Origin of the sequence: Streptomyces sp. N50, from assembly GCF_033335955.1 — a bacterium.
In the GTDB taxonomy this organism is placed as follows: Bacteria; Actinomycetota; Actinomycetes; order Streptomycetales; family Streptomycetaceae; genus Streptomyces.
In genome coordinates, this window is sequence record NZ_CP137549.1 from 5920149 (window position 1) to 5945501 (window position 25353).

28 protein-coding genes are annotated in these 25353 nt (G+C 70.4%); 23 read left to right on the forward strand and 5 right to left on the reverse strand.

Annotation, left to right across the window (positions count from 1 at the left end; translation table 11 throughout):
- Window positions 1-13: 13 nt before the first annotated feature.
- A complete protein-coding gene (locus R2B38_RS26770) occupies window positions 14-532 on the reverse strand; it encodes a SigE family RNA polymerase sigma factor (RefSeq protein WP_318018521.1) in 519 nt (172 codons plus the stop codon).
- A 169-nt stretch (window positions 533-701) separates the two neighbouring features.
- Here R2B38_RS26770 and R2B38_RS26775 point away from each other — a divergent pair, with 169 nt between their 5' ends.
- Together R2B38_RS26775 and R2B38_RS26780 are read left to right on the forward strand one after the other, a co-directional pair.
- The gene (locus R2B38_RS26775) at window positions 702-1244 is read left to right on the forward strand and encodes a hypothetical protein (protein ID WP_318018522.1); all 543 of its coding nucleotides are present in this window, start codon (window positions 702-704) and stop codon (window positions 1242-1244) included.
- A gap of 152 nt (window positions 1245-1396) precedes the next feature.
- A complete protein-coding gene (locus R2B38_RS26780; RefSeq protein WP_033285207.1) occupies window positions 1397-1621 on the forward strand; it encodes an antitoxin in 225 nt (74 codons plus the stop codon).
- A gap of 34 nt (window positions 1622-1655) precedes the next feature.
- On the opposite strand, the gene R2B38_RS26785 is transcribed toward R2B38_RS26780, so the two are convergent.
- Window positions 1656-2942 carry an MFS transporter gene (locus tag R2B38_RS26785; protein WP_318018523.1) on the reverse strand — a complete coding sequence of 429 codons (1287 nt, stop codon included), beginning with the start codon at window positions 2940-2942 and terminating at the stop codon, window positions 1656-1658.
- Between the two features lie 113 nt (window positions 2943-3055).
- The gene (locus tag R2B38_RS26790; RefSeq protein ID WP_318021798.1) at window positions 3056-4744 is read right to left on the reverse strand and encodes a glycoside hydrolase family 18 protein; all 1689 of its coding nucleotides are present in this window, start codon (window positions 4742-4744) and stop codon (window positions 3056-3058) included.
- Between the two features lie 440 nt (window positions 4745-5184).
- Between R2B38_RS26790 and R2B38_RS26795 the strand changes: the two genes are divergently transcribed.
- The 18 genes from R2B38_RS26795 to R2B38_RS26880 all read left to right on the forward strand — a co-directional run bounded on the left by R2B38_RS26795 (window position 5185) and on the right by R2B38_RS26880 (window position 21644).
- Window positions 5185-5994, forward strand: a complete 810-nt coding sequence (locus R2B38_RS26795; RefSeq protein WP_106971174.1) for a hypothetical protein — start codon at window positions 5185-5187, stop codon at window positions 5992-5994.
- A 129-nt stretch (window positions 5995-6123) separates the two neighbouring features.
- A complete protein-coding gene (gene cpaB, locus R2B38_RS26800; protein ID WP_318018524.1) occupies window positions 6124-6837 on the forward strand; it encodes a Flp pilus assembly protein CpaB in 714 nt (237 codons plus the stop codon).
- 9 nt (window positions 6838-6846) lie between these two features.
- On the forward strand, window positions 6847-8097 hold the full coding sequence (locus R2B38_RS26805; RefSeq protein WP_318018525.1) for a CpaE family protein: 1251 nt from the start codon (window positions 6847-6849) through the stop codon (window positions 8095-8097).
- A gap of 14 nt (window positions 8098-8111) precedes the next feature.
- Window positions 8112-8516 carry a pilus assembly protein gene (locus R2B38_RS26810; RefSeq protein WP_318018526.1) on the forward strand — a complete coding sequence of 135 codons (405 nt, stop codon included), beginning with the start codon at window positions 8112-8114 and terminating at the stop codon, window positions 8514-8516.
- Window position 8517: 1 nt separating this feature from the next.
- The gene (locus R2B38_RS26815) at window positions 8518-8871 is read left to right on the forward strand and encodes a TadE/TadG family type IV pilus assembly protein (protein ID WP_318018527.1); all 354 of its coding nucleotides are present in this window, start codon (window positions 8518-8520) and stop codon (window positions 8869-8871) included.
- A 57-nt stretch (window positions 8872-8928) separates the two neighbouring features.
- The gene (locus R2B38_RS26820; RefSeq protein ID WP_033285200.1) at window positions 8929-10269 is read left to right on the forward strand and encodes a CpaF family protein; all 1341 of its coding nucleotides are present in this window, start codon (window positions 8929-8931) and stop codon (window positions 10267-10269) included.
- Between the two features lie 11 nt (window positions 10270-10280).
- Window positions 10281-11222 (forward strand): type II secretion system F family protein, encoded by a 942-nt coding sequence (locus R2B38_RS26825; RefSeq protein ID WP_318018528.1) that lies wholly within the window; start codon window positions 10281-10283, stop codon window positions 11220-11222.
- A gap of 16 nt (window positions 11223-11238) precedes the next feature.
- Entirely contained in the window at window positions 11239-12129 is an 891-nt protein-coding gene (locus R2B38_RS26830; RefSeq protein ID WP_033285198.1) for a DUF5936 domain-containing protein, read from the forward strand.
- Window positions 12130-12153: 24 nt separating this feature from the next.
- A complete protein-coding gene (locus R2B38_RS26835; protein WP_318018529.1) occupies window positions 12154-13764 on the forward strand; it encodes a sensor histidine kinase in 1611 nt (536 codons plus the stop codon).
- A 62-nt stretch (window positions 13765-13826) separates the two neighbouring features.
- Window positions 13827-14702 carry a response regulator transcription factor gene (locus R2B38_RS26840; protein ID WP_318018530.1) on the forward strand — a complete coding sequence of 292 codons (876 nt, stop codon included), beginning with the start codon at window positions 13827-13829 and terminating at the stop codon, window positions 14700-14702.
- A 160-nt stretch (window positions 14703-14862) separates the two neighbouring features.
- Window positions 14863-15060, forward strand: a complete 198-nt coding sequence (locus R2B38_RS26845; RefSeq protein ID WP_318018531.1) for a Flp family type IVb pilin — start codon at window positions 14863-14865, stop codon at window positions 15058-15060.
- On the forward strand, window positions 15060-15662 hold the full coding sequence (locus R2B38_RS26850; protein ID WP_318018532.1) for a pilus assembly protein TadG-related protein: 603 nt from the start codon (window positions 15060-15062) through the stop codon (window positions 15660-15662). Before R2B38_RS26845 ends, R2B38_RS26850 begins: the two co-directional genes overlap by 1 nt.
- A gap of 34 nt (window positions 15663-15696) precedes the next feature.
- Window positions 15697-16275 (forward strand): hypothetical protein, encoded by a 579-nt coding sequence (locus R2B38_RS26855; protein WP_318018533.1) that lies wholly within the window; start codon window positions 15697-15699, stop codon window positions 16273-16275.
- Window positions 16276-16282: 7 nt separating this feature from the next.
- Window positions 16283-16918 carry an OmpA family protein gene (locus tag R2B38_RS26860; protein ID WP_318018534.1) on the forward strand — a complete coding sequence of 212 codons (636 nt, stop codon included), beginning with the start codon at window positions 16283-16285 and terminating at the stop codon, window positions 16916-16918.
- A 142-nt stretch (window positions 16919-17060) separates the two neighbouring features.
- On the forward strand, window positions 17061-19307 hold the full coding sequence (locus R2B38_RS26865) for a Tox-REase-5 domain-containing protein (RefSeq protein ID WP_318018535.1): 2247 nt from the start codon (window positions 17061-17063) through the stop codon (window positions 19305-19307).
- A 100-nt stretch (window positions 19308-19407) separates the two neighbouring features.
- Window positions 19408-20106 (forward strand): hypothetical protein, encoded by a 699-nt coding sequence (locus tag R2B38_RS26870; protein ID WP_318018536.1) that lies wholly within the window; start codon window positions 19408-19410, stop codon window positions 20104-20106.
- The gene (locus R2B38_RS26875) at window positions 20103-20618 is read left to right on the forward strand and encodes a hypothetical protein (RefSeq protein WP_318018537.1); all 516 of its coding nucleotides are present in this window, start codon (window positions 20103-20105) and stop codon (window positions 20616-20618) included. Before R2B38_RS26870 ends, R2B38_RS26875 begins: the two co-directional genes overlap by 4 nt.
- A gap of 6 nt (window positions 20619-20624) precedes the next feature.
- A complete protein-coding gene (locus R2B38_RS26880; RefSeq protein ID WP_318018538.1) occupies window positions 20625-21644 on the forward strand; it encodes a hypothetical protein in 1020 nt (339 codons plus the stop codon).
- A gap of 15 nt (window positions 21645-21659) precedes the next feature.
- On the opposite strand, the gene R2B38_RS26885 is transcribed toward R2B38_RS26880, so the two are convergent.
- The gene (locus R2B38_RS26885) at window positions 21660-22025 is read right to left on the reverse strand and encodes a DUF192 domain-containing protein (protein WP_318018539.1); all 366 of its coding nucleotides are present in this window, start codon (window positions 22023-22025) and stop codon (window positions 21660-21662) included.
- 123 nt (window positions 22026-22148) lie between these two features.
- On the opposite strand from R2B38_RS26885, the gene R2B38_RS26890 reads away from it, so the two are divergent.
- Genes R2B38_RS26890 through R2B38_RS26900 form a run of 3 tightly spaced genes read left to right on the forward strand, consistent with a single transcriptional unit; the run spans window position 22149 to window position 24457 of the window.
- A complete protein-coding gene (locus R2B38_RS26890; RefSeq protein ID WP_318018540.1) occupies window positions 22149-22901 on the forward strand; it encodes an A24 family peptidase in 753 nt (250 codons plus the stop codon).
- Between the two features lie 55 nt (window positions 22902-22956).
- The gene (locus R2B38_RS26895; RefSeq protein ID WP_318018541.1) at window positions 22957-23544 is read left to right on the forward strand and encodes a dihydrofolate reductase family protein; all 588 of its coding nucleotides are present in this window, start codon (window positions 22957-22959) and stop codon (window positions 23542-23544) included.
- A gap of 40 nt (window positions 23545-23584) precedes the next feature.
- Window positions 23585-24457, forward strand: a complete 873-nt coding sequence (locus R2B38_RS26900) for an LLM class flavin-dependent oxidoreductase (protein ID WP_318018542.1) — start codon at window positions 23585-23587, stop codon at window positions 24455-24457.
- Between the two features lie 326 nt (window positions 24458-24783).
- Here the strand turns inward: R2B38_RS26900 and R2B38_RS26905 are convergent, their stop codons facing one another.
- On the reverse strand, window positions 24784-25323 hold the full coding sequence (locus R2B38_RS26905) for a DinB family protein (RefSeq protein ID WP_318018543.1): 540 nt from the start codon (window positions 25321-25323) through the stop codon (window positions 24784-24786).
- Between the last annotated feature and the right edge of the window lie 30 nt (window positions 25324-25353).

Below are 25353 nucleotides of genomic sequence, written 5' to 3' on the forward strand. Positions count from 1 at the left end.
ATGTGCCGGGCGGTCAGGGGCGGGCGTACTCGTCGAGGTTCTCGCCGAGCAGTTCGCGCAGCCGGCCGAGCGCGCGCACGCAGCGGGTGCGTACGGCGGCCGAGCTGACGTGCATCACGTCGGCGGTCTCCTCGACGGACCGGTCCTCCCAGTACCGCAGGACGACCACGGCGCGGTCCTTCGCGGGCAGCCGGGAGAGGGCCTGGAGCAGGGTCAGCCGGAGCGGTGTGTCGGAGCCGGGGGCGCCGGGGTCGGGCAGGTCGGGCAAGTCGTCGGTGGCGCGTTCGGTGCTGCTGCGGCGCCGCTGGTGGGCGAGGTAGGTGCGGGTGAGGACGGTCTGGGCGTACCCGGCGGGGTTGCCGACCCGGGTCAGCCGCCCCCAGCCGACGTACAGCTTGCCGAGGGTCTCCTGGACCAGGTCCTCGGCGAGATGCGTGTCCCCGGCGGTCAGCAGACAGGCGGACCGGTAGAGATGCCCGGCGCGCGCGGAGGCGAACTCCGCGTACTCGTCGGCACGTTCGTGTCGTCTCATGCCTGATCCCCCTGTTTTCGCGGGCTGTTGCGAGCACCGCCCTCACTTGTACTGATGCGGTGGGCCCACAGAAATGTTTCAGGTCCGGGGGATCGCCGGGGCGGCGAGGCTCGACAGGCGGGGCGGGTAGGGTGCCTCACCGGTTGTTTGATCTTCGCCGGAGGCCTTGTTGACCACCCCGCCGCCCGTTCCCCCCACCCAGGCGCCGTACCAGAACCCGTACCAGTCGGCGCCCTACCGGACACCGCATCCGGCATACGGCCCGCCGGGCGCCGTGCCGGTACCCGCGCCGATCGTCCCTCTGTGCCAGGTGTGCGGCGCGGGCCCCGCCGCGCGGGTCAGTGTCCGGGGCCACCAGGGCATGATCGTGATGATGCGATTCCTGCGCCACCAGGGCGTGTTCTGCAAGACCTGCGGTACGGCCATATTCCGCGGGATGCAGACGGACACCCTGATGCTGGGCTGGTGGGGCCCGTTGTCGGCCTTCATCACCCCGGTGACGCTCCTGGTGAACCTCCTCTCCGCCCGCTCCGTCCTCAACGACCTCCCCGCGCCCACGACTTGGGGCTGGCGTCCGCCCCTCGACCCCGGCAAGCCGGTGCTACGACGCCCGGCGGGCCTGATCGCCCTCGTACCGATGGCGTTGGTCGGCCTGATCGTGGCGGCGGTCCTCACGCTGTTCGCGATCGGGGTCGTCGGGGCGCTGATCTGAACCCCTCGCCCCGACCCAGGTGCGCCCCGAACGCGCCCCGCCCCGCGCCTCCGTCCGCCGGGGCATCCGCGTCGGGGCCACCTTGTCCTCCGGGGCCGGGCGTGACGACCATGTCCTTGACCGCGTAAGCCTGTCGCAGCGAGGGGACTGTCGTGTTCGACAACCTGGGAGACCTGGGGAAGCTCAAGGACAAGGCCGAGGAGATCGCCGAGGAGCACGGGGACAAGATCGCCGACGGGCTGGAGAAGGCCGGGGATCTCGTCGACGAGAAGACGGACGGCAAGCACAGCGAGCAGATCGACACCGCGGTCGACAAGGCGCAGGACCTGGTGGAGCGGCTCGCCGCGCAGGCCGCGGAGGGTGGGAAGAAGGACTGACGGGGGCTGACAGGAGGGGGACCGAGGGGAACTCTCAAGCCACGGCGTCGAGTTCGTCGCTTCGGGTCGGGAGCGCGCGCAGCGTACGCAGCGGTGACAGGAAGTTCGGGAGGACGCTCGCCGTCATGCCCGCCGCGCCGATCCACAAGGTCGCCGTAGCGCCGAACACCGAGCCCGACGTCCCGCCCAGCAGTCCGCCCAGCGGGATCCCGCCCCAGGACACGAACCGGGCCGTCGCGCTCACGCGGCCCAGGAGCCGGTCCGGGGTGAGGGCCTGCTGGAAGCTCGACTGGGCCACGACGCGGACGACTCCGCCGAAGGAGAGCGAGGCGAGGCCGGCCGCCGCCACGCACACGCTCCAGCCCAGGTGGGCCAAGGGCATCAGGACGGTCAGCGGGCACGTCACGAGGGACGCGAGCCAGATGACCCGGCCCTGGCCGACCCGCCGTGCGACCCGGGTCGCCGACAGCGCGCCCAGCAGGGCGCCGCAGCCCATCCCGGAGAGGACGAGGCCGATGCCGGCGGAGTCGAGGCCCAACTCCCTGTCCAGGAAGACCAGAAGCATGGTCTGGTACAGCACCAGGAAGAGGTTGAAGATCGCGTCGCTCAGCATGATCGCGCGCAGGGCGGGGTACTTGAGGACGAACCTCAGGCCCTCCTTGATGTCCCGGCCAAGCCGAGACCGCTCGCCGGGCCCCAACTCCCGTTCCGGCTGGGGTTCTTGCTTGCGGATACCGATAGCCAGCAGCCCGGACATCGCCATCCCGACCGCGCTCACCAGCAGCGTCGCGGGCGCACCGACCCACCCGACCAGCGGCCCGGCGATCCCCGGCCCGCTGATGCTCGTCACCGAGCGGATCGCCGAGAGCTTCGCGTTCCCCTCGACGAGGTTGTCCCGCCCCACCAAGTGCGGCAGGTAACTGACGTACGCCACATCGAAGAAGACCGTCAGCACCCCGTGCACCAATGCGACCGCGTACAGCCACCACACGGTCAGCAGCCCCGCCCACCACGCCACCGGCACCGTCACGAGGACCAGCGCCCGCGTGAGATCGGTGCTGATCATCACCGACCGTTTCCGCATCCGGTCCACCCACGCGCCCGCCGGCAGCCCGACCAGCAGCGAACCCGCCGTGGTCATCGCGGTCAGCAGTCCGACCTGGAACTCGTCGGCGTCCAGCGCCACGATGGCGACGAGCGGCAGGGCGAGGAAAATGATCCGGTCGCCCAACTGCCCGAGCGCGGTGGCGGCGAAGAGGCGTCCGAAGTCCGGTTCGCGGAGGAGCCCGAGCCGGGTGGGTAGCCGGGTGGGTAAAGGCATACGAGGCACCTGCCGGAGGTCGACGTCAGGGATGATCACGTCAACCTAATCGAGGGGTGGGGAGCGCGACCCGACAGCGGCCGCGCTCCCCACCCCTCCTCGCTCACCGAGTGCTACGGCAGCGCGTGCACATGCGCCCCCACCGAGTTGGACCACGAACTCCCCGCGGCCGCGTCCCAGTTGGTGGACCACGTCATCGCGCCCCGCAGGTCGGGGTACGTCTTCGACGGCTTGAAGGTGCCGCAGTTGGTGCCGGCGGTGAGGCAGTCGAGGGCGTTGTTCACGATGGTGGGGGAGACGTAGCCGCTGCCGGCCGCGCTCGTGGAGGCCGGGAGGCCCAGGCCGACCTGGGACGGGGCGAGGCCGCCCTGGAGCTGGATGCAGGCCAGCGCCGTCAGGAAGTCCACCGTGCCCTGGCCGTAGACCTTGCCGTCGCAGCCGAGCATCGTGCCGCTGTTGTAGTACTGCATGTTGACGACCGTGAGGATGTCCTTGATGTTCAGGGCCGTCTGGAAGTACGCGTTCGACGTGGACTGCATGTCGATCGTCTGCGGGGCCATCGTGATGACGAGCGACGAGCCCGCCTTCGACGACAGGGACCTCAACGCCTGTGTCATGTAGGTCGCGTTGATGCCGTTCTCCAGGTCGATGTCGACGCCGTCGAAGCCGTACGTCTGCATCAGGGAGTAGACGGAGTTGGCGAAGTTCGTCGCGGACGTCGAGTCGCTCACCGAGATCGTGCCGTTCTGGCCGCCGATCGAGATGACGACCTTCTTGCCGGCCGCGTGCTTGGCCGCGATGTCCGCCTTGAACTGGTCGACCGTGTAGCCGCCGAGGCCGGCCGAGTCGAGCGTGAAGGAGACCGCGCCCGGGGTCGAGGTCGCGTCCGCGAAGGCCACCGCGATGATGTCGTACTGGGAGGAGACCGCCGAGAGCTTCTGGACGGTCGCGCCGTTGTTGAAGTTCTGCCAGTAACCGGTCACCGCGTGCTTCGGCAGCCCCGTACCGCCGTTGCCGCCCGACGCCGTCGTCGTGCCCGTCACAGCCGTCGACTTGCCCGACTCACCGGCCGAGTTGGTCGCCGTTACCTGGAAGGAGTACGCCGTCGAGGCAGCAAGTCCCGTGATGGTGGCCGACGTTCCCGTCACCGCCGTGATCTTCGTGCCGCCGCGGTAGACGTTGTAGCCCGTCGCTCCCGACACCGCGCTCCACGCGAGGGAGACCGACGAGGACGTCGTGGAGGAGACCGTCAGGCCCGTCGGTGTCGCCGGGACCGTCGGGGCCGGGTCGCTGCCACCGCCGCCGTCGGGGCCGTAGACCGAGATGTCGTCCGCGTAGTACGCGGCCTGGCCGTACCAGCCGTGCGTGTACACCGAGACGGACGTGGTCGACGCGCCCGTCGTGAACGTCGTCGAGAGCTGCTTCCACGATGTGGTGTCGGGGGTCCACGTCGACACGTCCGTCGTGCCCGTGCCCGTGACGCCCAGGTAGGAGTAGCCGCCCTGCACCCAAGCGCTCAGCGTGTACGTCGAGTTGGGCTTCACCGCCACCGGCTCGCTGCACTGGGCGTTGTCCTGGCCGGCCGGGGTGCCCTTCAGGGCCGCGGCGCCGCTGTGCACCGGGGACGAGACGGTCGTGCCGCTGCCCGCCGTACAGGTCCAGTTGGTCAGGCCCGACTCGAAGCCGGCGTTCTTGGCGTTGTTGATGTCGGCGGCGGACGCCTGGCCGGTGCCCGCGAAGGAGAGGGCGAGGGCGGCCAGGGCGACCCCGGCCCACAGACGTCTTTTTCCGAGTACGGGCATGCCTGGTGCGCGGTCCACTGATGCCTCCGGTGGGGGAGTTTGGAGGGGATGTGCCTGTGACTGTGCCTGTGCCTGTGCCGACGGTGGCCACCGCTGGAGTCCCAGAGTTGGTCCAGACCAATCTGATGTCAAGAGGTCCAGACCAACTTCGCCGACACTGGTCTCGGCACTCCCGGCGTCGGTCTCGGCGCTCCCGGCATCGATCGCGGCGCTCTCGTTGCGATCAGATGCGCGACCTGCCCCGATTTGGCGTGTTGTGTGCGATGACAGTTGCCGCACAGCTACAGAAACGCTGTTCTCCGGTCACAGGGGCGTGGTTACAGTGCTGAGGTAGTCACGCAGTGAAGTCGACTCGGTGTGCCGGAGTAATGCCGGTGGGCCGACAGGCGTGAGACGGGGAGCTGCGCGTGCCAACTGCCATTGCCGTGACCAGCGCCGACATGGCGCTGCCGCCACAGGACGAACGGACCCTGCCCGCCGTCGTCCTGCGGGACCTCGATCAACGACCGCTGGACCAGGCGCTGTCGGAGATGCAGGCCCTGATCGACCAGCACGGGCATGTCGTCGTCGTGTCCTCGCAGGCCGTGTCCGAGGGCGTCGACCGACGGCTGCACACGATCCGGTCCATCCTGGAGACCGACCGGATCGCCCTGTTCCGCCCGAATCTTCCCCCGCTCGGACTCGCCGTCCTGGCCCGGCAGTTGAGGCAGCTGGCGTCCTGCGACCTCAGTCCCGGCGTGCTCGCCTCGGCCGGCCGGCTGCTCACCCACTACATCCACGCCGGCGCGCTCCTCGGCTCCGTCACCAAGCTCGACCGGGTCCCCGTCGGCCTCAAGCAGCACGCCAAGTCCTGGGTGCCCGGCAGCCAGTTCGCGGTGATCGCGCACCCCGAGCCGCAGTTGGTCCGGGTCGGCCCCGGAGTCACCCTGGAGGGGCCGGAGTTCGGCACCTGGATGCTGGTCGCCAAGGGGCAGCTCCAGTCCGACTGGATCGGTACCACCCTCGCCCCGGCGTGGAACGCGATGGGGCTGCGCGAGGCCACCCTGCCCGCCGAATCGGTGACGTGGTGGGGTACGAACAAGCTGATCGAGTTCTGTACGTATCTGCCCGACCTGTCGGTGCTGTACCAACTGGTCACCTCTGTACGGCAGTCCGTGTGCCACTGGTGCGGCATCGACGTCATCGGCGACCGTTGTGTCTTCTGCTCCGCCACACCGCCCGTTCACGAGAACCAAACGTCGAGCGGATAAGTCCTCAACTCACAGGACACGCTTACAGCACACGAATACGGCACACGATCACGGCACACGAATTCGCCAGACCTGGTTCGATCCGCTCATTTCCGCTCGACCGATATCCCCAATGAGGTTGTACGGTTCATGAACTCCCGTCAGCGCCGCGGCGTGATACTCCTGCTCCTGTCGGTGATCTGCGCCCTCGGCGCGTTCGCCGGCGTCCTCTACGTCATCCGTGACGTGAAGTCCAAGGTCGGTCCCGAGGTCACGGCGTACCAGGTCAAGGACAACGTGGCGCCCTACACGGCCCTGACCGCCGCGCAGTTCAAGAAGATCGAGATGCCCAAGCGGTGGCTGTCGGACACCGCCGTGACCGATCTCCGGCAGATCCAGGGCAAGATCGCGGTGACCACCCTGCGCGGGGGCTCCCTGCTGCAGACCGACATGATCGTGGACCAGCCCGCCCTGCAGCCGGGGCAGCAGGAGGTCGCCATCATGATCGACGCGGCGACCGGCGTCGCCGGCAAGATCACACCGGGCTCGACGGTCAACGTGTACGCCACCTTCGCGGGCGCGAAAGAGGGCGACCCCGACCAGTCCAAGATCATCGTGACCAACGCGAAGGTCATCGACGTCGGCCACATCACCGCCCTCGACCCCGGCAGCAACAGCGACAAGAACCAGCAGCAGTCGACCAACGGCGTGCCGATCACCTTCGCCCTCTCCACGCTCGACGCCCAGCGGATCACCTACGCCGAGTCGTTCGCCGAGCGGGTGCGGCTCGCGCTCGTGGCCCCCGGCACCGATACGACCGTCCCCGACAAGGACCGGACGTACGAACTCGCGAAGGACAAGTGAGAGGCCCGCATGCCCACCAGGATTCTTCCGGCGGTCGGAGACGCGGACGCCATCCGCGCCATCACGACCCTGCTCAGCCAGCTCCCGGACGCCGACCCGGTGGCCCCGGTGGCCGACTCGACGCAGCTCATCGACACCCTGGCCCGGCTCGCCGCCGAGTCCGTCGACGAGCTGCCCGAGGTCGTGGTGGTGCATGAACGCATCGGTCCCGTACCGGCGTTGGAGCTGGTCCGCGAGGTCGCGCTGCGCTTCCCCGCGGTGGGCGTCATCCTCGTCACCACCGACGCCAGCCCCGGCCTCTTCCAGGCCGCCATGGACTCCGGCGCCCGCGGCCTCATCGCCCTTCCGCTCAGCTACGAGGAGTTGGCCAACCGCGTCCAGGCCGTCGCTGCCTGGTCGGTCGGCGTACGGCGTCATCTGGGCCACGGCGGCGATGTGTTCACCGGTGTCGGCGGCACCGTCGTCACGGTCAGCGGCGCCAAGGGCGGGGTCGGCGCCACCCTCGCCGCGATCCAACTCGCCCTCGCCGCCCAGACGTCGGGCCGCAGTGTCGCGCTCGTCGACATGGACCTCCAGACCGGGGACATCGCCTCCTACCTGGACGTGCAGTTCCGCCGTTCCGTCGTCGACCTCGCCGCGATCACCGACATCTCCCCGCGTGTCCTGGCCGACGCCGTGTTCCGGCACGACACGGGGATCGCGCTGCTGCTCGCCCCCGGCGAGGGCGAACGCGGCGAGGAGGTCACCGACCGGGCCGCCCGCCAGATCGTCAGCGCGCTGCGCTCCCGCTACGAGGTCGTCGTCATCGACTGCGGGGCCCAGATGAGCGGCGCGAGCGCGGCCGCCGTCGAAATGGCCGACACGGCCCTGCTGTTCACCACCCCGGACGTCGTCGCCGTACGTGCCGCGAAGCGCACCGTCCGCATGTGGGACCGGCTGCAGATCCGCAAGGCCGAGGAGACGACCATCGTCGTCAACCGCTACACGCGCGGCACCGAGATCCAGCCGGCGCTCATCCAGCGCATCACCGGCACGACGGTCGCCGCCACCGCGATCCCCGCCAACTTCAAGGAACTCCAGGGCGCGGTGGACGCGGGCCGCCTGCACGAACTCGACAACAAGAGCGTGGTGAAACAGGCCCTTTGGGGTCTCGCGGGCGAACTGGGACTGGTCAAGGTCCCCGAAGTCGCCCAGAAGAGCGGGCGGTCGCGGGGCGGCGGCGATCGCGGCTCGGTGAGCTTCCGGCGCCGGAGGGAGTGAGGGGAGTGACGGGGATGCGTATGTCGTTGATCTCCGCGCGCGAGCGGGACAGGGGCCGGGACCGGGGCCAGACCACCATCGAGTTCCTCGGCATGACCCCGCTGATCATTCTGACGCTGGTGCTGATGTGGCAGTTCGTGCTGCTGGGGTACACCTACTCGCTCGCGGGGAATGCTGCGGACGAGGCGGTGCGGGCGGGCACGGCCGCCACGCGCGGCGATCGGCTGGCCGCCTGCCAGCAGGCCGGTCTCGACAAGCTGGACGGCCCGTGGAAGGGGGACGCCACGGTGACCTGCGGAGGCACGGGGTTCGTCACGGCCGATGTCACGCTCGGCGTGCCCGTCCTCTTCCCCGGCTCGGTCGCCTTCCCCTTCAGGGTGCACGCCCACGCGGGCGCCGTAGAGGAGGCGAAGGACTGACATGTGCCACGGCCTCCGAGCGCGCGACCGCGGTCAAGTCGCCATCGAGTACCTCGGGTTCATCCCGGTCCTGATCCTCGTCACGCTGGCGGCGGTGCAGCTCGGGCTGGTCGCGTACACCGCGGAGCAGGCGGGCACGGCGGCCCGGGCGGGGGCGCGCAGTGCCTCGCTACGGCAGGGGGCCCAGCCCGCGTGCAGCGAGGCCGTCAGCGACTGGCTCTCGGTCAGCTGCCCGGAGTCGTTCGGCGGCGACACGGTCTCGGTCACCGCCACCATCCACATCCCGTCGGTCATCCCCGGCTACGACGGCTTCGGGGACGCCAGCAAGACCGCCACCATGCCGCTCGACCACTGAACGAACGACAGAGAACGACAGAGCTCGACTGAACAAGGAGCGAGGAGCACAGCACTCATGGGTCTGCGGGAACGCGTCAACCATCCCGAGGAGAACGGCCATCGGGGCGAGGACGGCCACATGGTCGCCTCGTACCGCGCCAAGCTCCTGGAGGAGATCGACCTCGCGGAGATGAGCGCGCTGGCCGCCGCGGAGCGACGGGCCCGCCTTGAGCGGGTGCTCGGGCACATCATCAGCCGTGAGGGGCCGGTCCTCTCGACCGTCGAGCGCTCGCAGCTGATCCGCCGGGTCGTCGACGAGGCGCTCGGCCTCGGCATACTCGAACCGCTCCTCGAAGACGCGTCGATCACCGAGATCATGGTGAACGGCCCGGACGCGATCTTCGTCGAACGCGGCGGCCGCGTCGAGCAGTTGCCGCTCCGCTTCCCCTCGCACGACCAGCTGATGCAGACGATCGAGCGGATCGTGTCGACGGTCAACCGCCGCGTGGACGAGTCGAATCCGATGGTCGACGCGCGGCTGCCGTCCGGCGAGCGCGTCAACGTGATCATCCCGCCGCTGTCGTTGACCGGCGCCACGCTCACCATCCGCCGCTTCCCGCGCTCCTTCACGCTCCAGGAGATGGTCGGATTCGGCTCGCTGGACGAGCACATGCTGTATCTCCTCGCGGGGTTGGTGCACGCGAAGTTCAACATCATCGTGTCGGGCGCGACGGGCACCGGGAAGACGACCCTCCTCAACGCGCTCTCCGGCCTGATCCCGGAGACCGAGCGCATCATCACCATCGAGGACTCCGCCGAACTCCAGCTCCAGCAGTCGCACGTGATCCGCCTGGAGGCACGCCCGCCGAACGTCGAGGGCAAGGGCCAGGTCACCATCCGCGACCTCGTCCGCAACTCCCTCCGTATGCGCCCCGACCGGATCGTGGTCGGTGAGGTCCGCGGCGGCGAGTCCCTCGACATGCTCCAGGCGATGTCGACGGGCCACGACGGCTCGCTCGCCACGGTCCACGCGAACAGCGCCGAGGACGCGCTGATGCGCCTGAAGACCCTGGCGTCCATGTCCGAGGTGGAGATCCCCTTCGAAGCCCTCCACGACCAGATCAACAGCGCCATCGACGTCATCATCCAGCTCACCCGCTTCGCCGACGGCGCCCGCCGGATCACCGAGATCGCCCTCCTCGACAGCCACGGCAGCGAGCCGTACCGGCTGGCGACGGTGGCCCGCTTCAGCCCGCAGCCCATCTCCGCCGACGGCCGGGTCTACGGCACCTTCGAGTACTTCCCGCTCTCCCGCCGCACCGCCGACCGGCTCTACATGGCGAGCCAGCCCCTGCCGCAGGCCTTCGGCGTCGCCCACACCGCGGAACAGCTCGCCCTCAGAGAAGCCAGTAGGTAGGGACCGACCCCATGGATCTCCAGACGATCGTCACGCTCACCACCGGCGTCACCCTGCTGACCTGTGTCCTGGGTGTCGCCGGCGTGCACGCCTACGCCGCGGGCAAGGCGCAGCGCGCGGCCCTGGTCGACCGCCTCTCCTCGACCGGCCAGATCCAGGTGGGCCGCGTCCGCCGCTTCCGCGACCTGGACCGCAGACTGCGCCGCACCAGGCTCGGCAGGCAGCTCGAACTGCGGCTCGCGGCAACGGGGTTGGACATGACGCCGGGCGAGTTCTTCGTCTACATGCTGGCCACGGTGGTGGCCCTCTGGCTGATCGGGCAGGCGTCCCTGGCCCCCTTCTTCGGGCCGATAGCAGGCCTGTTGGGCATCGGGGTGGCGATCCAGTTCCTCAACTGGCAGCGCCAGAAGCGCATCGAGAAGTTCATCAACCAACTCCCCGAACTGGCCCGCATCATGGCCAACGCCACCCATGCCGGACTCGCGCTGCGCACCGCGATCAGCATGGCGGCGGAGGAGCTGGAGGCACCGGCCGGGGAGGAACTCGCCAAGGTGGCCAACCAGTTGGCGGTGGGCGCCTCGATGGACGACGCGCTGAGCGAGCTGGCGGACAGGCTCCCGTCCCGCGAACTGGTCGTCCTCGTAACGACGTTGGTGCTCTCCAACCGGGCGGGCGGCCAGGTGGTCAGCGCCCTGCGCAACCTCACGGAGACCCTGGAGGAGCGCAAGGAGACCCGGCGCGAGGTCCGCACCCAGCTCTCCCAGGTCAACATGACGTCGTACGCCGTTCCGGTGATGGGCGTGGGCGCCCTCTTCCTGATGAACGGCGTCAAACCCGGTGCCCTGGACCGGATGACGGGCTCCCCGATCGGCCAGGCCTGCGTGATCATCGCCTTCGGGCTGTACGCGGTCGGCTTCATCCTCATCCGCCGCCTGTCCCGCATCGACGTCTGAGGGGAGGAGAGCAGACATGGTGGCACTCGTCCTCGCCCTGGTCATGGGCCTCAGCGTGTGGGGCGTCTTCGCGGGCATCCGCATGTACCGCGCCGACGCGAAACTCCCCACCGACCTCGTCCTCGCCCTGGAGGTCGGCTCGACCCGCACCGGCGCGGTCGACTCCCTGATCGACCGCATGGGCATGCGCTACGCCCCGATGGTCCTGCGCCTGATGGGCCCGAAGCTGGTCGCCAAGTACCGCCGCAAGATAGACCTCGCGGGCAACCCCGGCGGCCTGACCATCGACCGCTACGCGGCCCGCCGGGCGGTCTACGGCTTCCTCGGCGGCTTCGGCGGCCTGCTGATGCTGCTGGAGGGCCACTACATCGTCGCCGTCATCCTCTTCGCCTTCGGCGCGTTCTGGACGGAGGTCGGCATCTGGTCGGCGATCCGCATCCGCAGGGACGTCATCGAACGGACCCTGCCGGACTTCCTGGACGTGCTCGCGGTCGTGGTGAGCGCGGGGTTGGGCTTCCGCCAGGCGCTGGACCGGGTCGCCTCGAAGTACGAGGGCCCCTGGGCGGACGAACTCCGCATCACCCTCCGCCAGATGGACCTCGGCATGAGCCGCCGCGCCGCCTTCACGGAACTCCGGCGCCGCAACGACAGCGAGCAAGTGGCCATGTTCGTCACGGCGTTGCAGCAGGGGGAGGAGTTGGGCGCGCCGATCGTGGACACGCTGGTCTCCCTGGCCAAGGACATGCGCCGCACGGACGCGCAGAACGCCCGCCGCAAGGCGGCCCGCGCGGTCCCCAAGGCCACCATGATGATCACCACGTTCATGGTCCCGGCCACCATGCTGCTCCTCGGCGCGGGCCTTCTCCTCGGCTCCGGCACGGACTTCAGCACGATCACGGGCAAGTAGGGACGGACGGGGGCGACGGGGGCCATGGCGACGACGGACGAACGCGGACGTACGAGGCTGCTGCGGCGGCGTCCCCAGCCGACGGAGATCACGACTCCGCCGGCGGGGACGGTACTGCCGGATCATGTGCGGTCGGGGGCGACGGATATCCCGGTGACGACGGTGACGCCGGCGCTGCCGGCGGGGTGGGTGCCGGCAGGGGGCTGGCTTCCGGGGGTACCGAGGCCGCCGACGCAGCCGAGCGTGGAACGGCTGGCCGCCGGCGGCGGGGGAACCCCACAGGGGCCGCCACCCGCATCCGACATGGAACGGCTGGCCGCCGACGGCGGGGACACCCCACAGGGGCCACTCGCACCTGACGACGATGCCGTCACGGGCGGTGCGGGTGGGAAATCTTTCTCGGCCGAAGGCCGGATCGCTCTCCCCATCCAGGTAAGCGCGCTGCAAGCAATGTGCAGGCAAGTCTTCGGCTTCCGCCTCGCGATGATCGCCCTCGCCGCCCCCTCCGCCCTGGTGAACGCCAACCCCGGCGTAGCCACCCGCCTGGTGGGCGCAGCCGTAGTGGTCACCTTCATGGCGTCCTACGTCCTGTTCCGCGACTGGGAACGCTTCGGCCCCCTCCTACTCCGCCACCCCTCCCTCCTGGCCGTGGACACCCTCTTCGGCTCCCTCCTCCTGATCTCGGCAGGGCCAACCAGCACGCTCGCCTACGTCAGCGTCTGCACCCCCCTCCTCGCCGGCATCGTCTACGGCTGGCGAGGCGCCGGCTGTTTCGCCGGCCTCCAGGCGGTGATCCTGGTGCTGGCGCAGACCGCCGCGGCGGACGCGCACAGGGCCGTGGCGCAGGCCTTCCTGCTCCCCGGCCTGTGCGTGATCGCCGGCGCGGTGGGAGTGACCCTGCGCAACCTGATGCTCCGCTTCGGCGAAGCCACGACCGCACTGACGACGGTCCAGGCCCGCCTCGCCGTGACGGAAGCGGTGGGAGCCGAACGGGCACGCCTGGCAAGGGAGTTGCACGACTCGGTGGCGAAGACCCTGCACGGTGTGGCCCTCGCGGCGGACGGCCTGGTGGGCTCGGCGGGCGCGGACCACATGAACCCGACCCTGATCAGGCAGCAGGCGGAACTGGTCGCCCGCTCGGCCCGCAGGGCGGCGGCGGAATCCCGCGAACTCCTGGCGGACCTGCGCCGCGAGTCCGACCCGGACGAGGGCACGGACGTACTGGTCGAACTGGCCGCCCGCACCAGGGACTTCAGCACCCGGACCGGCCTGCCCACGACCTACCGCCCGACCGGCGACCACGGCGTACCGCCCGTCCCGCCGGCCGTGGCACGCCAGCTCCTCACCATCGCGACGGAGGCGATGGAGAACGCCCACCGCCACGCGACCCCCACCAAGGTCGACGTGGAGGCCGGGGTGCACGACAGCCTCCTGCGCATCAGCGTCTACGACGACGGCCGCGGCCTCCCCGCGGGCACGACCCTCGAACAGCTGCGCAGGGCAGGCCACTTCGGCCTGGTCGGCATGGTCGAGAGGGCCGCGTCCGTGGGCGCCCGCATCCGGATCGGCCGAGGCGGCCACGACACGGGCACGGAGGTCCGCCTGGAACTCCCGCTGGGAGCCCTGACGACGTAAACCCCGCAAACCCCATCCCCCCACTCGTACAAACGACTTGAGAGACCTGAGAGGAGGCAGCCATGCCGGACCAGACGACGCCTCACCCCGGCGCTCCCCAGCCGCCACCGAACCCGTTCGCCAACTTCCCGCAACCGGCACCGACTTCAGCCCTCCGGGTGGTCGTGGCCGACGACAACCCGGTGGTCCGGGCGGGTCTGACGGCCCTGTTGTCGGGCCGCGCGGACATCACGGTCGTGGCGGAGGCGGCGGACGGCCGCGAGGCGTACGAGGCGGCCCACTTCCACCGCCCCGACGTGGTCCTGCTGGACGTCCGCATGCCGGGCGTGGACGGCATCTCGGCGCTGCCGTACCTGGTGCGGATCGCGCCGGTCGTGATGCTCACGTACAGCAGGGAGTCGGAGATCGTCCAGGAGGCGCTGCGGCGCGGGGCGAGCGGTTATCTGGTCCACGGCGAGTTCACGGCGGACGAACTGGTCGCCGCCGTACGGGACATCAGGCAGGGCAGGGCCCATTTCACGCCATCGGCGGCGGGGGCGCTGCTGGCGCAGCTGCGACAGGAGCGGACAGGCCCCTCCCTGCCCGAGGGCCTGGGCTCATACGACTCTCAACTAGGTGCGGCTGCAAACGGAGGAATGCCTTCGGTGGCCCATCCTCAGCCGAATTTGCCTCATACTCTTTCGCAATTGCAATCACCTGTGAGACAGTCATCCTCGGACAGGTCACGGTTCCAACTGAGCACGAGGGAGGCGGAGATCATGGACCACATCGCGTCCGGCATGACCAACCAGCAGATCGCCGCCACCTGCTTCATCTCCGAGAAGACCGTCAAGAACCACATCAACCGCATCTTCGCCAAGCTCCACAGCACCAGCCGTTCCGAGGCCGCGGCCAAGTGGCTTGGTACGACACCGGGTTCGGACCGAGGGCTGGGGTGACCGGTGACGCGGCGACGGGGGACCCGGCTGAACTCCATTTGGGCCCGATTTTGGGCCCAGGGGCCCTCTGGCGTACCTGTGGTTCGGGCATACCGTTCTCATGTCGAAAGCGGCACCGGCGACGAGGAAGCCGGGATCGAGTCTCTCGGAGGGGAACACCATGAGCAACTGGATCAACACCACCGTGACGTACCTTCAGGCCCGCGCCGCCCGCAGCGACAAGGGTCAGACCGCGGTGGAGTACCTGGGCATCATCGCTGTGGTGGTCGCGATCGTGCTGGCGATCACGGGTACGGACATCGGCAAGTCGATCTACGACGCGATCACGACGAAAATCACCGAGGTGACCGGCGGCTGATGCGGCCCCGTAGGGACAGCGACGCAGGGCAGGCCTTCCCCATCTACATCACGGTGGTGGCGGGTCTGCTCTTTCTCGCGTTCGCCTACGTCGCGGTCGGCCAGGCCGCGGTGAACCGGGGCGGTGCCCAGACGGCTGCCGACGCGGCAGCGCTCGCGGCGGCCCAGGACACCAGGGACCAACTCGCGGGCAAGTGGGTGGAGAACGTACTCGACCCGACCAAGTGGCAGGACATCTTCGACGGCAACGTGCCGGGACTCGTCGACGGATGCGGGCGTGCCGATGAGCTCGCGGGGCAGAACGGTGCTCACGTGACCAGTTGTCCGCCGCCGACGGGGATCCCCTTGGAGTACACGGTCGCTGTCGAGACGGATAAACCGGTCGGAGACTCGATCGTCCCCGGCACGGAGACCATGTACTCGAAAGCCCATGCCACCGCCGTGATCGAGCCGCTCTGCACGTTCCAACTCCCTGGCGCGGACGCCGGGGACGACGTGCTGCCGAAACTCACCTGCAAGGACCGGGACTGGGACCTCGACCCGACGGATCTCACCGATCTGCCCGGACCCGAGGACCTCTTCGACGTCCATCTGGCCGACTGACAAGCGAACGACGAGTGATGAGGGAAGCGGAGTCATGAGCATTCGGTTCACAACGAAGGCCCGTAAGGGGATGGTTGCGGCGACCGTCGCGGCCGGTCTGGCCCTCGGGATGGCCGGCTGCGGCGGAGGCGACGGCGACAAGAAGCCTGACGCCACCGCTACCGCTTCCAAGAGCGGTGGATCCAACCCGAGTGCTCAGGAAGGCCAGTCGGACGCGCCGTTGGCCGAACTCAGGGGCCCCAACGGACTGGTACTCGACATCACCTCCGCGGACCGGGACTCCGGAGGTTTCGTCACCGTCAACGCGGATCTGAGGAACGACGGAAGCAAGACGGCCATCATCTCTTCCCAACTCACGGGTAACGAGACCGAGATCATGAAGAACGGCCAGTCCTTCGGCGGGGCCACGCTGGTGGACTCCAAGGGGAAGAAGCGCTACTACGTGCTACGGGACACGGACGGGAGGCCGCTCACCACCACCGGCCTCACGACGATCAAGGCAGGGGACACAAAGGTCGTCTTCATGCAGTTCCCGGCCCCCCCGTCCACCACGACCGAAGTCTCCTTCGAACTACCGACGTTCTCCGTCGGCACGATCAAGATCTCCGGATGAGGCGGCCGTGACCCCCACTCCCCGTCTCGCCCTGGTCGTGACCGCCGCCACGATCATGGTCGCCGCGAACATCGTCGGCGCGGTGGCGGCGCACGCCGACGACACCCCGAGCCCGAGCGTCCCGCCGGGCACCGAGGCCTCGGCCTCCGCCCCGGTGCAGGTCGACCCGAACGACCCGGACCTGAAGCTCCCCGAGGGCGGAACGCTCGCCGCCCCCAAGGTCCTGGACATCAAGTCGGTCGTGGAGGACCAGGGCGGTGAGGAACGCCGTGAGGACACCAACTCGGACGTGACCTTCGCCCTCCAGGCCGAGGTCCTCTTCAGCAAGGACAGTTCCAAGCTGAGCGCCGAGGCGAAGTCCCGTATCGACGCGATCGCCGAGGAGATCAAGAAGCAGAACGCGTCGACGGTCCGCGTCTTCGGCTTCACCGACAACCTCGGCTCGTCCGCGCACGGCGACATCCTGTCCAAGCAGCGCGCCGACGCCGTACAGGCGGTCCTGGACTCGGACTTGAACAACCCGAACATCACCTTCGAGGTCCGCGGCTACGGCGAGCAGTACCCGATCGCCGACAACTCCACGGAGGCCGGCCGCAAGAAGAACCGCAGGGTCGAGGTGACGTTCCCGCGCACGGAGAGCTGATCAACTTCCCGGGCCCACCCGGCACTTGGGCACCGATTTAGGCCCACGGGCCCATCTCGGGCACCCGTCCCGTCCCTAACCTCTGGAACCTCTGCAAGGTCTTGTCGCGCTGGGAGCGACGTCGGGGGACGGGGGAGACACCATGGCCTCGATCGGAGGAGTGCCAAAAGTGCCGGGCGGGCGAGGGGAGTTGAGCGGGCGTCGGGACATGCCGGCGCCGCTCGCCACCGCGCTGGTGCTGGTGCACGTACTCTTCGCGGTCACCCTCGTCGGCGGGCTCGGGCTGCTGATGACCGCCGGGGCGTACGACGCCCTCGACGGACAGGTGGTCGCCCTCGTCGCGTACGCCGCCGCACCCGGTGTCCTCGGTTGGTGGCTCGCCAGGCGGAGTTGGGAGGGCGGCGACCGCGTCCGGCGTGGACTCCTCGCCGTACAGGGCTGGTTGGTCCTCGGCGGGGTCGTCAACCTCGTCTCCGGGTCCGCTCGCGGGGGACTGCAGCTCCTCCTCCCGATCCTGATCCTCTTCTTCCTGTCCCGCCCCGAAAGCCGTCAGTGGTACGGGCTTTCCGGCCTGGAGCGCGTGGAGCGGCGCCCGTTCTCCCTGTCCCGGCTGATCCGTTGGCGTCGGGACGAGGGGCAGACGGCGATCGAGTACGCCGGGTTCATCGCCATCGTCGCCGCGATCATCACCGCGCTGCTGGTCAGCGGCCTCGGCACCCAGATCTTCGGCGGCATCCAGTCGGAGGTCTGCAAGGTCACCGGCCTGGCCTGCCCCGCTTCGACGGCCGGCGACACGGACACAGCCGCCGGCGACAACAACGGCAATGGCAACGGCGGGACTTCAGGCGGCACCGGCACCACAGGCGGCACCGGCACCAGCGGCACCACCGACAAACAGCCCGCCCCCGCCCCCATCGACGACAAGGGCGACAAGGGCGACAAAAAAGAGGACGACGGCTGCTTCTCCGGCATCGGCGCCTTTTTCGGCTGCGCCGGCAACCAGGTCAAACAAGTGGGCCAGGGCCTCTTCGTCGACGGCGTGTGGGGCGACCTCACCGGCATCTACGACCTGGTGCGGCACCCCTGGGACACCCTGAAGGGCATCGGCGACTACGGCAAACAGCTCGGCGACGACTGGTCGAAGAACTCCAAGGACGCCGGCAAGAAGTGGTCCGACGGCGACTACGGCGGCGCCCTGTGGGACTGGGCCGGTGCCTCCGTCAAGACCGGCGGCACGGTCCTCTACGACGTGTTCATCGGCGACGACGTGGCCAAGGACTGGAACAACGGCGACAAGACCCGTGCCGTCAGCCACGTCCTCTGGAACGTCGGATCCCTCTTCATCCCGGGCTACGACGGCGCCAAGGTCGTCGAGAAGCTCGGCGACCTCGGCAAGATCGGCAAGCTGGGGAAGCTCGGCAAGTTCGCGGAGGAAGCCTCCAAGGCGGCCGAGGATGCCAAGAAGGCGGCCAAGGCAGGCGACGTCGAGGGCGCCGAGAAGGCGGCGAAAGAGGCCGACGACGCGGCGGACGCGGCCGAGAAGAAGGCCCGCGAGTCCGGCTGCACCATCGGCGCCCCGGCGCGCCGGATCCCGTACGACGGCGGCGGCGGTGGTGGCAGTGGGGGTGGTGGTTCCATCCTCGGCGGCACCGGAACCGGCACCACGGTCCTGGCCGCCGGCGCGTCCTCCCCGTACGTCCTCCTCGCCGAGGACGGCTGCGACGAGGACGCCAAGAAGGAGGCCGAGGAGGCCCGCAAGGAGGAGCGGGAGGCCTACCTGGCCAAGAAGCGGGCGGAGGAGCCGGGACGCGCGGCGAAGGCCGCGGCGGCCAAGAAGGAGTACCCCGACCCCAAGCACGGCGACACCTCGGACCCGCGCAACTACAACCCGCCGGACTGGGCCGCCGACCTGAAGAACCGCACGCTCGGCGACGCCGACGGCAGCGACGGCTACTGGGCGAGCCGGGACCGCAACCCCGCGCCCAACTGGCAGAACGAGTCCTGGCTCCGCTACCAGGAGCAGGTCACCGGCACGGTCCGCGGTGAGGAGTACGTGGTCCCGTACCCCAAGAAGGGCGTGCCCGACGTCGAGTTCGACGGCTGGGACGCGGGCCGGCAGACGTATCTGGAGGCCAAGAACGGTTACGAGGGCTACCTCTCCAAGTCCAGCAAGGGAGAGCTGACCCCGTCCGCGAAGGCCGAGTTCGCCACCGAGGCGCGGCGGCAGGTGGCGGCCGCGGGCGGCAAGGCCGTCGAATGGCACTTCTCCAACCCGGACGTGGCCAAGGCGGCGAGGCGGGCGTTCCGCGACGAGGGCCTCGACATCAGGGTCGTCTACGAGAAGCAGAAGCCGGTCGGCGGAACCCGCAAGCCGGGCGCGTTCGGCTAGCTCGACTAGGGTGACGGCAGCCCGACCTGCTACGACACCGCACACGCACACGCACACACACGCGACCAGGGACCACGTACGACGGAGACGGAGACGGAGAATGCGACGTCTGGTGAGGGGCTTCTGGGGCCCCAGGGAGGAATCGGTCGAGGCGCTGGCCGGTCGCTGGAAGGCGACACTCGACCAGGTCACCCGGCTCCTTCCGCACGCCGCCCTGCCCGCGGAGTGGACGGTGGTCTCCGCGCCGGCCTCCCCGGTGCCGTCGGACGAGGGCGCCCTGCGCGCGGCCCTCCAGGAGGCCCGGGACGCGGACGACTGGTCGAAGGGCACCGGCACCGCTCTCCGGCTCACCGCCACGGGCGCGCCGGGCTGGACGGTCGAGGTGAGCGGACTGGCCGGCGGCGACTCCGGGTTCCTGCTCCAGTCACTGGTGATCGGCATCCGCTCACCCGAGGGCACCGAGCTGCCCGGTACCGAACTCCTCGCCGCCGTCGCCGAGTTCTGGCACCCCGACTTCGGCGACGTGACCGACGACGACGTACTGGACGCGCTGGAGGACGAGGCGGAGTACGCCGTCGGCGACCCCTGCGTGGGCCGGGCCGGCTATCTCTCCCCGGCCCGCGCCGAGTTGGTGCCCGACGACCTGACCGCACCCCGAACAGCCGTCCCCGGCGCGGGCGTTGTGCTCGACCTCGCGACGGAGGGCGACGTGGACGCGGTGGTACGTGCCTTCGAACGGCTGCGGGAGACCGGAGCGCTACGGCCCCTGCCGCGCCCCATGGACCGGGCCACGCTGTGACCGCACCCGGCCGGGAACTCCCGGACCTCGACGCGCTGCTCACCGGTCCCGTCCCGGCGACCGGGCCGACCGTGAGCGAGGGCGACCCGGCCACGGGGGAGTGGACCCGAACCCGCGGCGAGGGCTTCGTGATCGCCCCGCTGTGGGTGGGCAGAGCGCTCACCGGTGTGTACGCACCTGAGCGCAACGCGGCGGAAGAGGCGGCAGAGGCCCAACTGACCGCCCTCATCCGTCAGTTGGACGACCGCTACGGACCGCACCGCCAAGTCGCCATGCGCGTACCGCTCTTCCGCAAGATCGCGGGCGACCCGATGCCCGCCCTCTTCCAAGCCCTGTGCGACGAGGACCTGTTGGGCGACCTCACGGTCTGGGAACCGGTACCGCCCGGCCGCCCGGAAACCCCCACCCGCCAACTGGCCGTCTCCCTCAGCCAGTCCGACGGCGACGCCCCCATGATCCTCTGCGCCGTTGTCTCCGACCACCCGATCACCGAGCTCCCCGAAGACGGCTGAACGGCCGTGCCGCACAGCGATCCGTGGCACGACCCGACCCCGGACGGGCGCCGGACACGGGAGGAGCCGGCCCACGCCGAAGCGGACGAGCGGGCCGCCCTGGACGCCCTGGCGCGGGCCTCGACCGACCCGGCGCTCGCGGACTCGGTCCCTGACCTGCTGCGCCGGCTCCGGCAGCGGCCGTACGACGAGATCGGTGTCGCGGTGGTCGCCGAACGATGCGCCGTGCTCGGCCTCGCCGCCCACCACGCGGTGAGCCTGCTGCGGGATATCGGTACGCCCCATGGCGAGCAGGCCTTGTTGCGGCTGGTGCGGGACGGCAGGGTGGACGAGGTCGGCCGGGCCTGGGCGAGGGACTCCCTGACGTCGCTGCGCCGCCCCGGGTACAAGGCCCGCGCACGCCGACTCCCGCAGGGGGAAAGCCCGTTGCTGCCGTCCGCCGTATGCGATCTCCCCTACAGCTGGGACTCCGGCTTCCAGTGGCCGGCTCAACTCCCGGAGACCGCCGACAACATCGCCCGTGCCCGCGCGATCCTCCAGGCCTGTGCGCCCGCAGCCCCCGTGTCCGACCCGGTCCCCGCCCCCTCCTGGCACAGCTACGAGGACGAGGACGAGGAACCGCCCGCCTGGCTCGAAGTCCGGCAGGTCATGCGGGAGTTGATGCCCTACGCCCGCCTGGTCACCGAGGAACGGATGGCCGACGCGACCCGCGAGTGCGCGCTGCTCACCATCCCCGGCGTACCCGAGGACCCGGACAGCGAGGAGGCCGCGCGCTTCGCCCGGCGCTGGGTGACCTGGATCAGCGGCTGGATCGCCGGCGAGGTCTTCACCTGGCTCGGCATGTGCGTCGACGACGACACCCTCGTCACCCCGTGGGCGATGGAACTCGCCGAGCGGTACGCCCGGTTCGGGTTCGTCCCCGACCGGGCCGTGGCGATGCTGAACTGGCACGGCACCGTACCCCGCAGCCGCGAGGCCCTCGCCCGGCTGGCCGCCGAGGGAAGGCTGCCGTCGGACGACCGATGAACCCCACCTCGCCGGCTACTCCGTCCCGACCTCCACCTGAGCCCCGGCCCCCAACCCCCACCCGGCCATGACCCCCGCCCCCGCCTCCAGCACATGCCGGGACCGAAGCCGGGGCAGTCCCAGTCGCCCGGGCTTCATCGTGTGGACGGCGATGACCTTCAAGTGCCGGTCCAGGTACGCCACATCGATCGGGAACCGCATCCGGAACGTGTGCACACTGCTCGCCGGTGAGAGCAGCATCGCGCCGTCGATCCCGTCCCGGCCGAGCAGCCCCTTGGTCCGCGCCCGGTACGAGGTCGCCAGCTCCAGCGGGACGGCGACCGTCCCCGCGGCGCCCCGCACGATCAGCTTCCCGCGCCCGTCACTCCAGCGTCGTCCCATGTCAGGTCACCTTCCCGCACTGCTCCCGCTCCGGTGTCAACCGACCGTATCCACAAGGGAGTAGGCCCCACATGGGCCCACGGACCCATGCCCCGACCGCCGCCCACTCGATATCGTCCCCGCGTGCGCCTGCTTCTGATCGTCCTGGGTGCCCTGTGGGGCGCGTGGTCGGGCCTCCTGCTGCCCCGCGCCGCCCACCGCCTCTCCGTGGACCCCGAGGAACCCTGGAACGGGCAGTGCCCCGACGGCCACCCGATCACGGGCACCTTCGACGGCTGGCTGGGCCGGGCCCGCTGCACCACCGGCACCGACAGCGCGCACTGCGGCCCCTACGGCCCCCGCACCCCCGCCGTGTCCGCCGTGACCGCCCTCGTCTGCGCGGCCCTCGCCGCGGCCACCGGTCCCCGCCCCGAACTCGTCGTCTGGCTGCTCACCGCCCCCGTCGCCGTCCTCCTCGCGCTGGTCGACCTCCGGGTCCACCGCCTCCCCGACGTCCTCACCCTCCCGCTCGCCGCGGCCACCCTCGCCCTCCTCGGCATCGCGGCCGCGCTCCCCGCCGACGCCGGCTCCTGGCCCACCGCCCTCTACGGCGGACTCGCCCTCGGGGCCACGTACTTGGTGCTGTACCTCATCAACCCCTCCGGCATGGGCTTCGGCGACGTGAAACTCGCCCTCGGCCTCGGCACCGCCCTCGGCTGGTACGGCTGGCCGGTGCTCGTCACAGGCGCCTTTGCGGGGATTCTCTACGGCGCGGTGTATGGCCTCGGCATGGTCGCCCTGCGCCGGGCGGGCCGCAAGACGGCGATCCCGTTGGGGCCGTTCATGCTCGGGGGAGCGTTCACCGGGTTGATGCTGGGGGCGTTCGCGGTCGCGTGAGACGGTGGTGGACCCGGCGCCGAGCGGGGCCGGCCACGAACGAGGCGGTGCACCCATGCGGAAGATCAGCCTGATGATGTCCGTGTCCCTCGACGGCTACATGGAGGGCCCCGGCCACGACATCGACTGGCACAGGGTCGACGAGGAACTCCACCAGCACATGAACGACACCCTCAAGCACATGGGTGCCTTCGTCGACGGCCGCGTCACCCATGAGCTGATGGCCGACTACTGGCCCACCGCCGACGCGGACCCCGAAGCCCCCGCCGTCATCGCCGAGTTCGCCCGCATCTGGCGGGACATGCCGAAGATCGTGTACTCGCGGACCCTGCCCAGCGGCCCCGCCGAGTGGAACACGACCGTCGTGCCCGAGGTCGTCCGCGAGGAGGTGCTGGCCCTCAAGGAACAGCCCGGCGGCGACCTGGGCCTCGGCGGCGCCGACCTCGCCGCGACCTTCCTCCGCCTGGGCCTCGTCGACGAGATCAAGGTGTACGTCAACCCGATCCTCCTCGGCCGCGGCACCCCGATGTTCCCCCTCTCCGACACCCGCACCCCGCTCCGCCTCACCGAGTCCCGCACCTTCGGCAACGGCGTCGTGCTCCTGCGCTACGAACGCGCCGACCTCAATTCCAGCCACGCGTAAAGCTGTTGTCCACGGCACTCTCCCCGGGTAGGAAGAAACCATGACCGACCTCGGCGCTGTATTCCGTCCCCAACTGCCCCCCGAGCGACTGCGGGCGGTGGTCCGACTGGCCGACGCCTCGGGGCTCCAGGAGCTCTGGCTGTGGGAGGACTGTTTCCGGGAGGGCGGGATCTCGGCGGCCGCCGCCGCGCTCGCGTGGAGCGGGCACGTGCGCGTCGGCGTCGGCCTGTTGCCGGTGCCGCTGCGGAACGTCGCCATCACCGCGATGGAGGTCGCCACGCTGGACCGGCTGTTCCCGGGCCGCGCGATCGTCGGCGTCGGGCACGGGGTGCAGGACTGGATGGGGCAGGTCGGCGCCCGCGCCGAGTCCCCGGTGACCCTGCTGCGCGAGCATCTCGACGCGCTGCGCGCCCTGTTGCGCGGCGAGCGCCTCACGACCGACGGGCGCTACGTCAAGCTCGACGACGTCGCCCTCGACTGGCCGCCGGCCGGTCCCGTCGAGATCCTCGCCGGAGCCACCGGACCACGCACCCTCCGCCTCTCCGGTGCGGCGGCCGACGGCACGATCCTCACCGCGAGCACCCCACCGGACGGCGTCCGCCGGGCCCGTCGACTCATCGACGAGGGGCGGGAGTCGGCCGGCCGCACCGAGCCGCACAAGGTCGTCGTCTATCTCCTCACCGCCACCGGCCCCGACGCCGCCGCCCGCCTGCGCGCCGAACTCGCCGACGAGGGCGTGGAGTCGGTCCCCGACCTCGGTGTCGCCGGTGACGCGGGCACCGTGGCGAAGGCCGTCCAGCGCCTCGCGGAAGCCGGCGCCGACACGGTCGTCCTCCAGCCCACCGGCGACGAACCCGACCCGGAGGCCTTCGTACGCTTCGCGGCGGAGGAGGTCAGGGCGCTGGTCCCCTGAACAAGACCCGGTCCTCGAAGATCGGCCCCTGACCCCTGACCCCTGCCCCCCGGCCCCTGCCCTCCGGCCCCTGCCCCCAGGCCTCCGGCCCCTGCCCCCAGGCCTCCGGCCCCTGCCCCCAGGCCTCCGGCCCCTGCCCCCAGGCCTCCGGCCCCTGCCCCCAGGCCTCCGGCCCCTGCCCCCAGGCCTCCGGCCCCTGCCCCCCGGCCTCCGGACCCCCGGCCTCCGGACCCCCGGCCTCCGGACCCCGGCCTCCGGACCCCCGGCCTCCGGACCCCCGGCCTCCGGACCCCCGGACCTCCGCCCCCCGCCCCGCGCCTGACCCGCTACGTACCCGCCGGCCGGTGATCCCCGGCCGCCCCGTCGATCAGCTCCCGCACGATGTCCATGTGTCCCGCGTGTCTCGCCGTCTCCTCGATCAGGTCGATCAGTACCCAGCGCAGGGACACGGAGTGCTTGCGCCACGGCGGCCGGCCGACCGCGTCCAGCGGCAGTTCCGCGATCGTGCGGTCGGCGGCGGCGCGGGCACGGCCGTAGAAGGCGACGATCTGTTCCGTCGTCTCGTCCGGGCCCGCGGCCATGTCCTCGCCCTTGTACGCGTCGAACCACAGAGGCTCCACCTCGCGGCCGTAGCTCTCCACGAAGTAGCCGTACTCCACCGACGCCAGATGCTTCACCAGCCCGAGCAGACTCGTGCCCGAGGGGGTCATCGGGCGTCTGGCCTGCTCCTCGTCCAGCCCGTCCAGCTTCCACAGCACCGCGTCCCGGACCCGGTCCAGGCTCGCGTGCAGCATCGCCTTCTCGTCGCCGTGGTACGGCAGGCCCGTGTCCCCGTTGTCCATGTCCTCGTCCCCCTCCTTGGCCATACTCCGAAAATTAGCAGCGCCCACTGACAA

What these genes read in the sequence shown, in the direction of transcription:
- R2B38_RS26770 (WP_318018521.1), bottom strand. Translation starts at nt 532, where the DNA reads ATGAGACGACACGAACGTGCCGACGAGTACGCGGAGTTCGCCTCCGCG.
- R2B38_RS26785 (WP_318018523.1), bottom strand. Translation starts at nt 2,942, where the DNA reads ATGCCTTTACCCACCCGGCTACCCACCCGGCTCGGGCTCCTCCGCGAA.
- R2B38_RS26790 (WP_318021798.1), bottom strand. Translation starts at nt 4,744, where the DNA reads ATGCCCGTACTCGGAAAAAGACGTCTGTGGGCCGGGGTCGCCCTGGCC.
- R2B38_RS26795 (WP_106971174.1), top strand. Translation starts at nt 5,185, where the DNA reads ATGGCGCTGCCGCCACAGGACGAACGGACCCTGCCCGCCGTCGTCCTG.
- cpaB (WP_318018524.1), top strand. Translation starts at nt 6,124, where the DNA reads ATGAACTCCCGTCAGCGCCGCGGCGTGATACTCCTGCTCCTGTCGGTG.
- R2B38_RS26805 (WP_318018525.1), top strand. Translation starts at nt 6,847, where the DNA reads ATGCCCACCAGGATTCTTCCGGCGGTCGGAGACGCGGACGCCATCCGC.
- R2B38_RS26810 (WP_318018526.1), top strand. Translation starts at nt 8,112, where the DNA reads ATGCGTATGTCGTTGATCTCCGCGCGCGAGCGGGACAGGGGCCGGGAC.
- R2B38_RS26815 (WP_318018527.1), top strand. Translation starts at nt 8,518, where the DNA reads ATGTGCCACGGCCTCCGAGCGCGCGACCGCGGTCAAGTCGCCATCGAG.
- R2B38_RS26820 (WP_033285200.1), top strand. Translation starts at nt 8,929, where the DNA reads ATGGGTCTGCGGGAACGCGTCAACCATCCCGAGGAGAACGGCCATCGG.
- R2B38_RS26825 (WP_318018528.1), top strand. Translation starts at nt 10,281, where the DNA reads ATGGATCTCCAGACGATCGTCACGCTCACCACCGGCGTCACCCTGCTG.
- R2B38_RS26830 (WP_033285198.1), top strand. Translation starts at nt 11,239, where the DNA reads ATGGTGGCACTCGTCCTCGCCCTGGTCATGGGCCTCAGCGTGTGGGGC.
- R2B38_RS26835 (WP_318018529.1), top strand. Translation starts at nt 12,154, where the DNA reads ATGGCGACGACGGACGAACGCGGACGTACGAGGCTGCTGCGGCGGCGT.
- R2B38_RS26840 (WP_318018530.1), top strand. Translation starts at nt 13,827, where the DNA reads ATGCCGGACCAGACGACGCCTCACCCCGGCGCTCCCCAGCCGCCACCG.
- R2B38_RS26845 (WP_318018531.1), top strand. Translation starts at nt 14,863, where the DNA reads ATGAGCAACTGGATCAACACCACCGTGACGTACCTTCAGGCCCGCGCC.
- R2B38_RS26850 (WP_318018532.1), top strand. Translation starts at nt 15,060, where the DNA reads ATGCGGCCCCGTAGGGACAGCGACGCAGGGCAGGCCTTCCCCATCTAC.
- R2B38_RS26855 (WP_318018533.1), top strand. Translation starts at nt 15,697, where the DNA reads ATGAGCATTCGGTTCACAACGAAGGCCCGTAAGGGGATGGTTGCGGCG.
- R2B38_RS26865 (WP_318018535.1), top strand. Translation starts at nt 17,061, where the DNA reads ATGGCCTCGATCGGAGGAGTGCCAAAAGTGCCGGGCGGGCGAGGGGAG.
- R2B38_RS26870 (WP_318018536.1), top strand. Translation starts at nt 19,408, where the DNA reads ATGCGACGTCTGGTGAGGGGCTTCTGGGGCCCCAGGGAGGAATCGGTC.
- R2B38_RS26885 (WP_318018539.1), bottom strand. Translation starts at nt 22,025, where the DNA reads ATGGGACGACGCTGGAGTGACGGGCGCGGGAAGCTGATCGTGCGGGGC.
- R2B38_RS26895 (WP_318018541.1), top strand. Translation starts at nt 22,957, where the DNA reads ATGCGGAAGATCAGCCTGATGATGTCCGTGTCCCTCGACGGCTACATG.
- R2B38_RS26900 (WP_318018542.1), top strand. Translation starts at nt 23,585, where the DNA reads ATGACCGACCTCGGCGCTGTATTCCGTCCCCAACTGCCCCCCGAGCGA.
- R2B38_RS26905 (WP_318018543.1), bottom strand. Translation starts at nt 25,323, where the DNA reads ATGGCCAAGGAGGGGGACGAGGACATGGACAACGGGGACACGGGCCTG.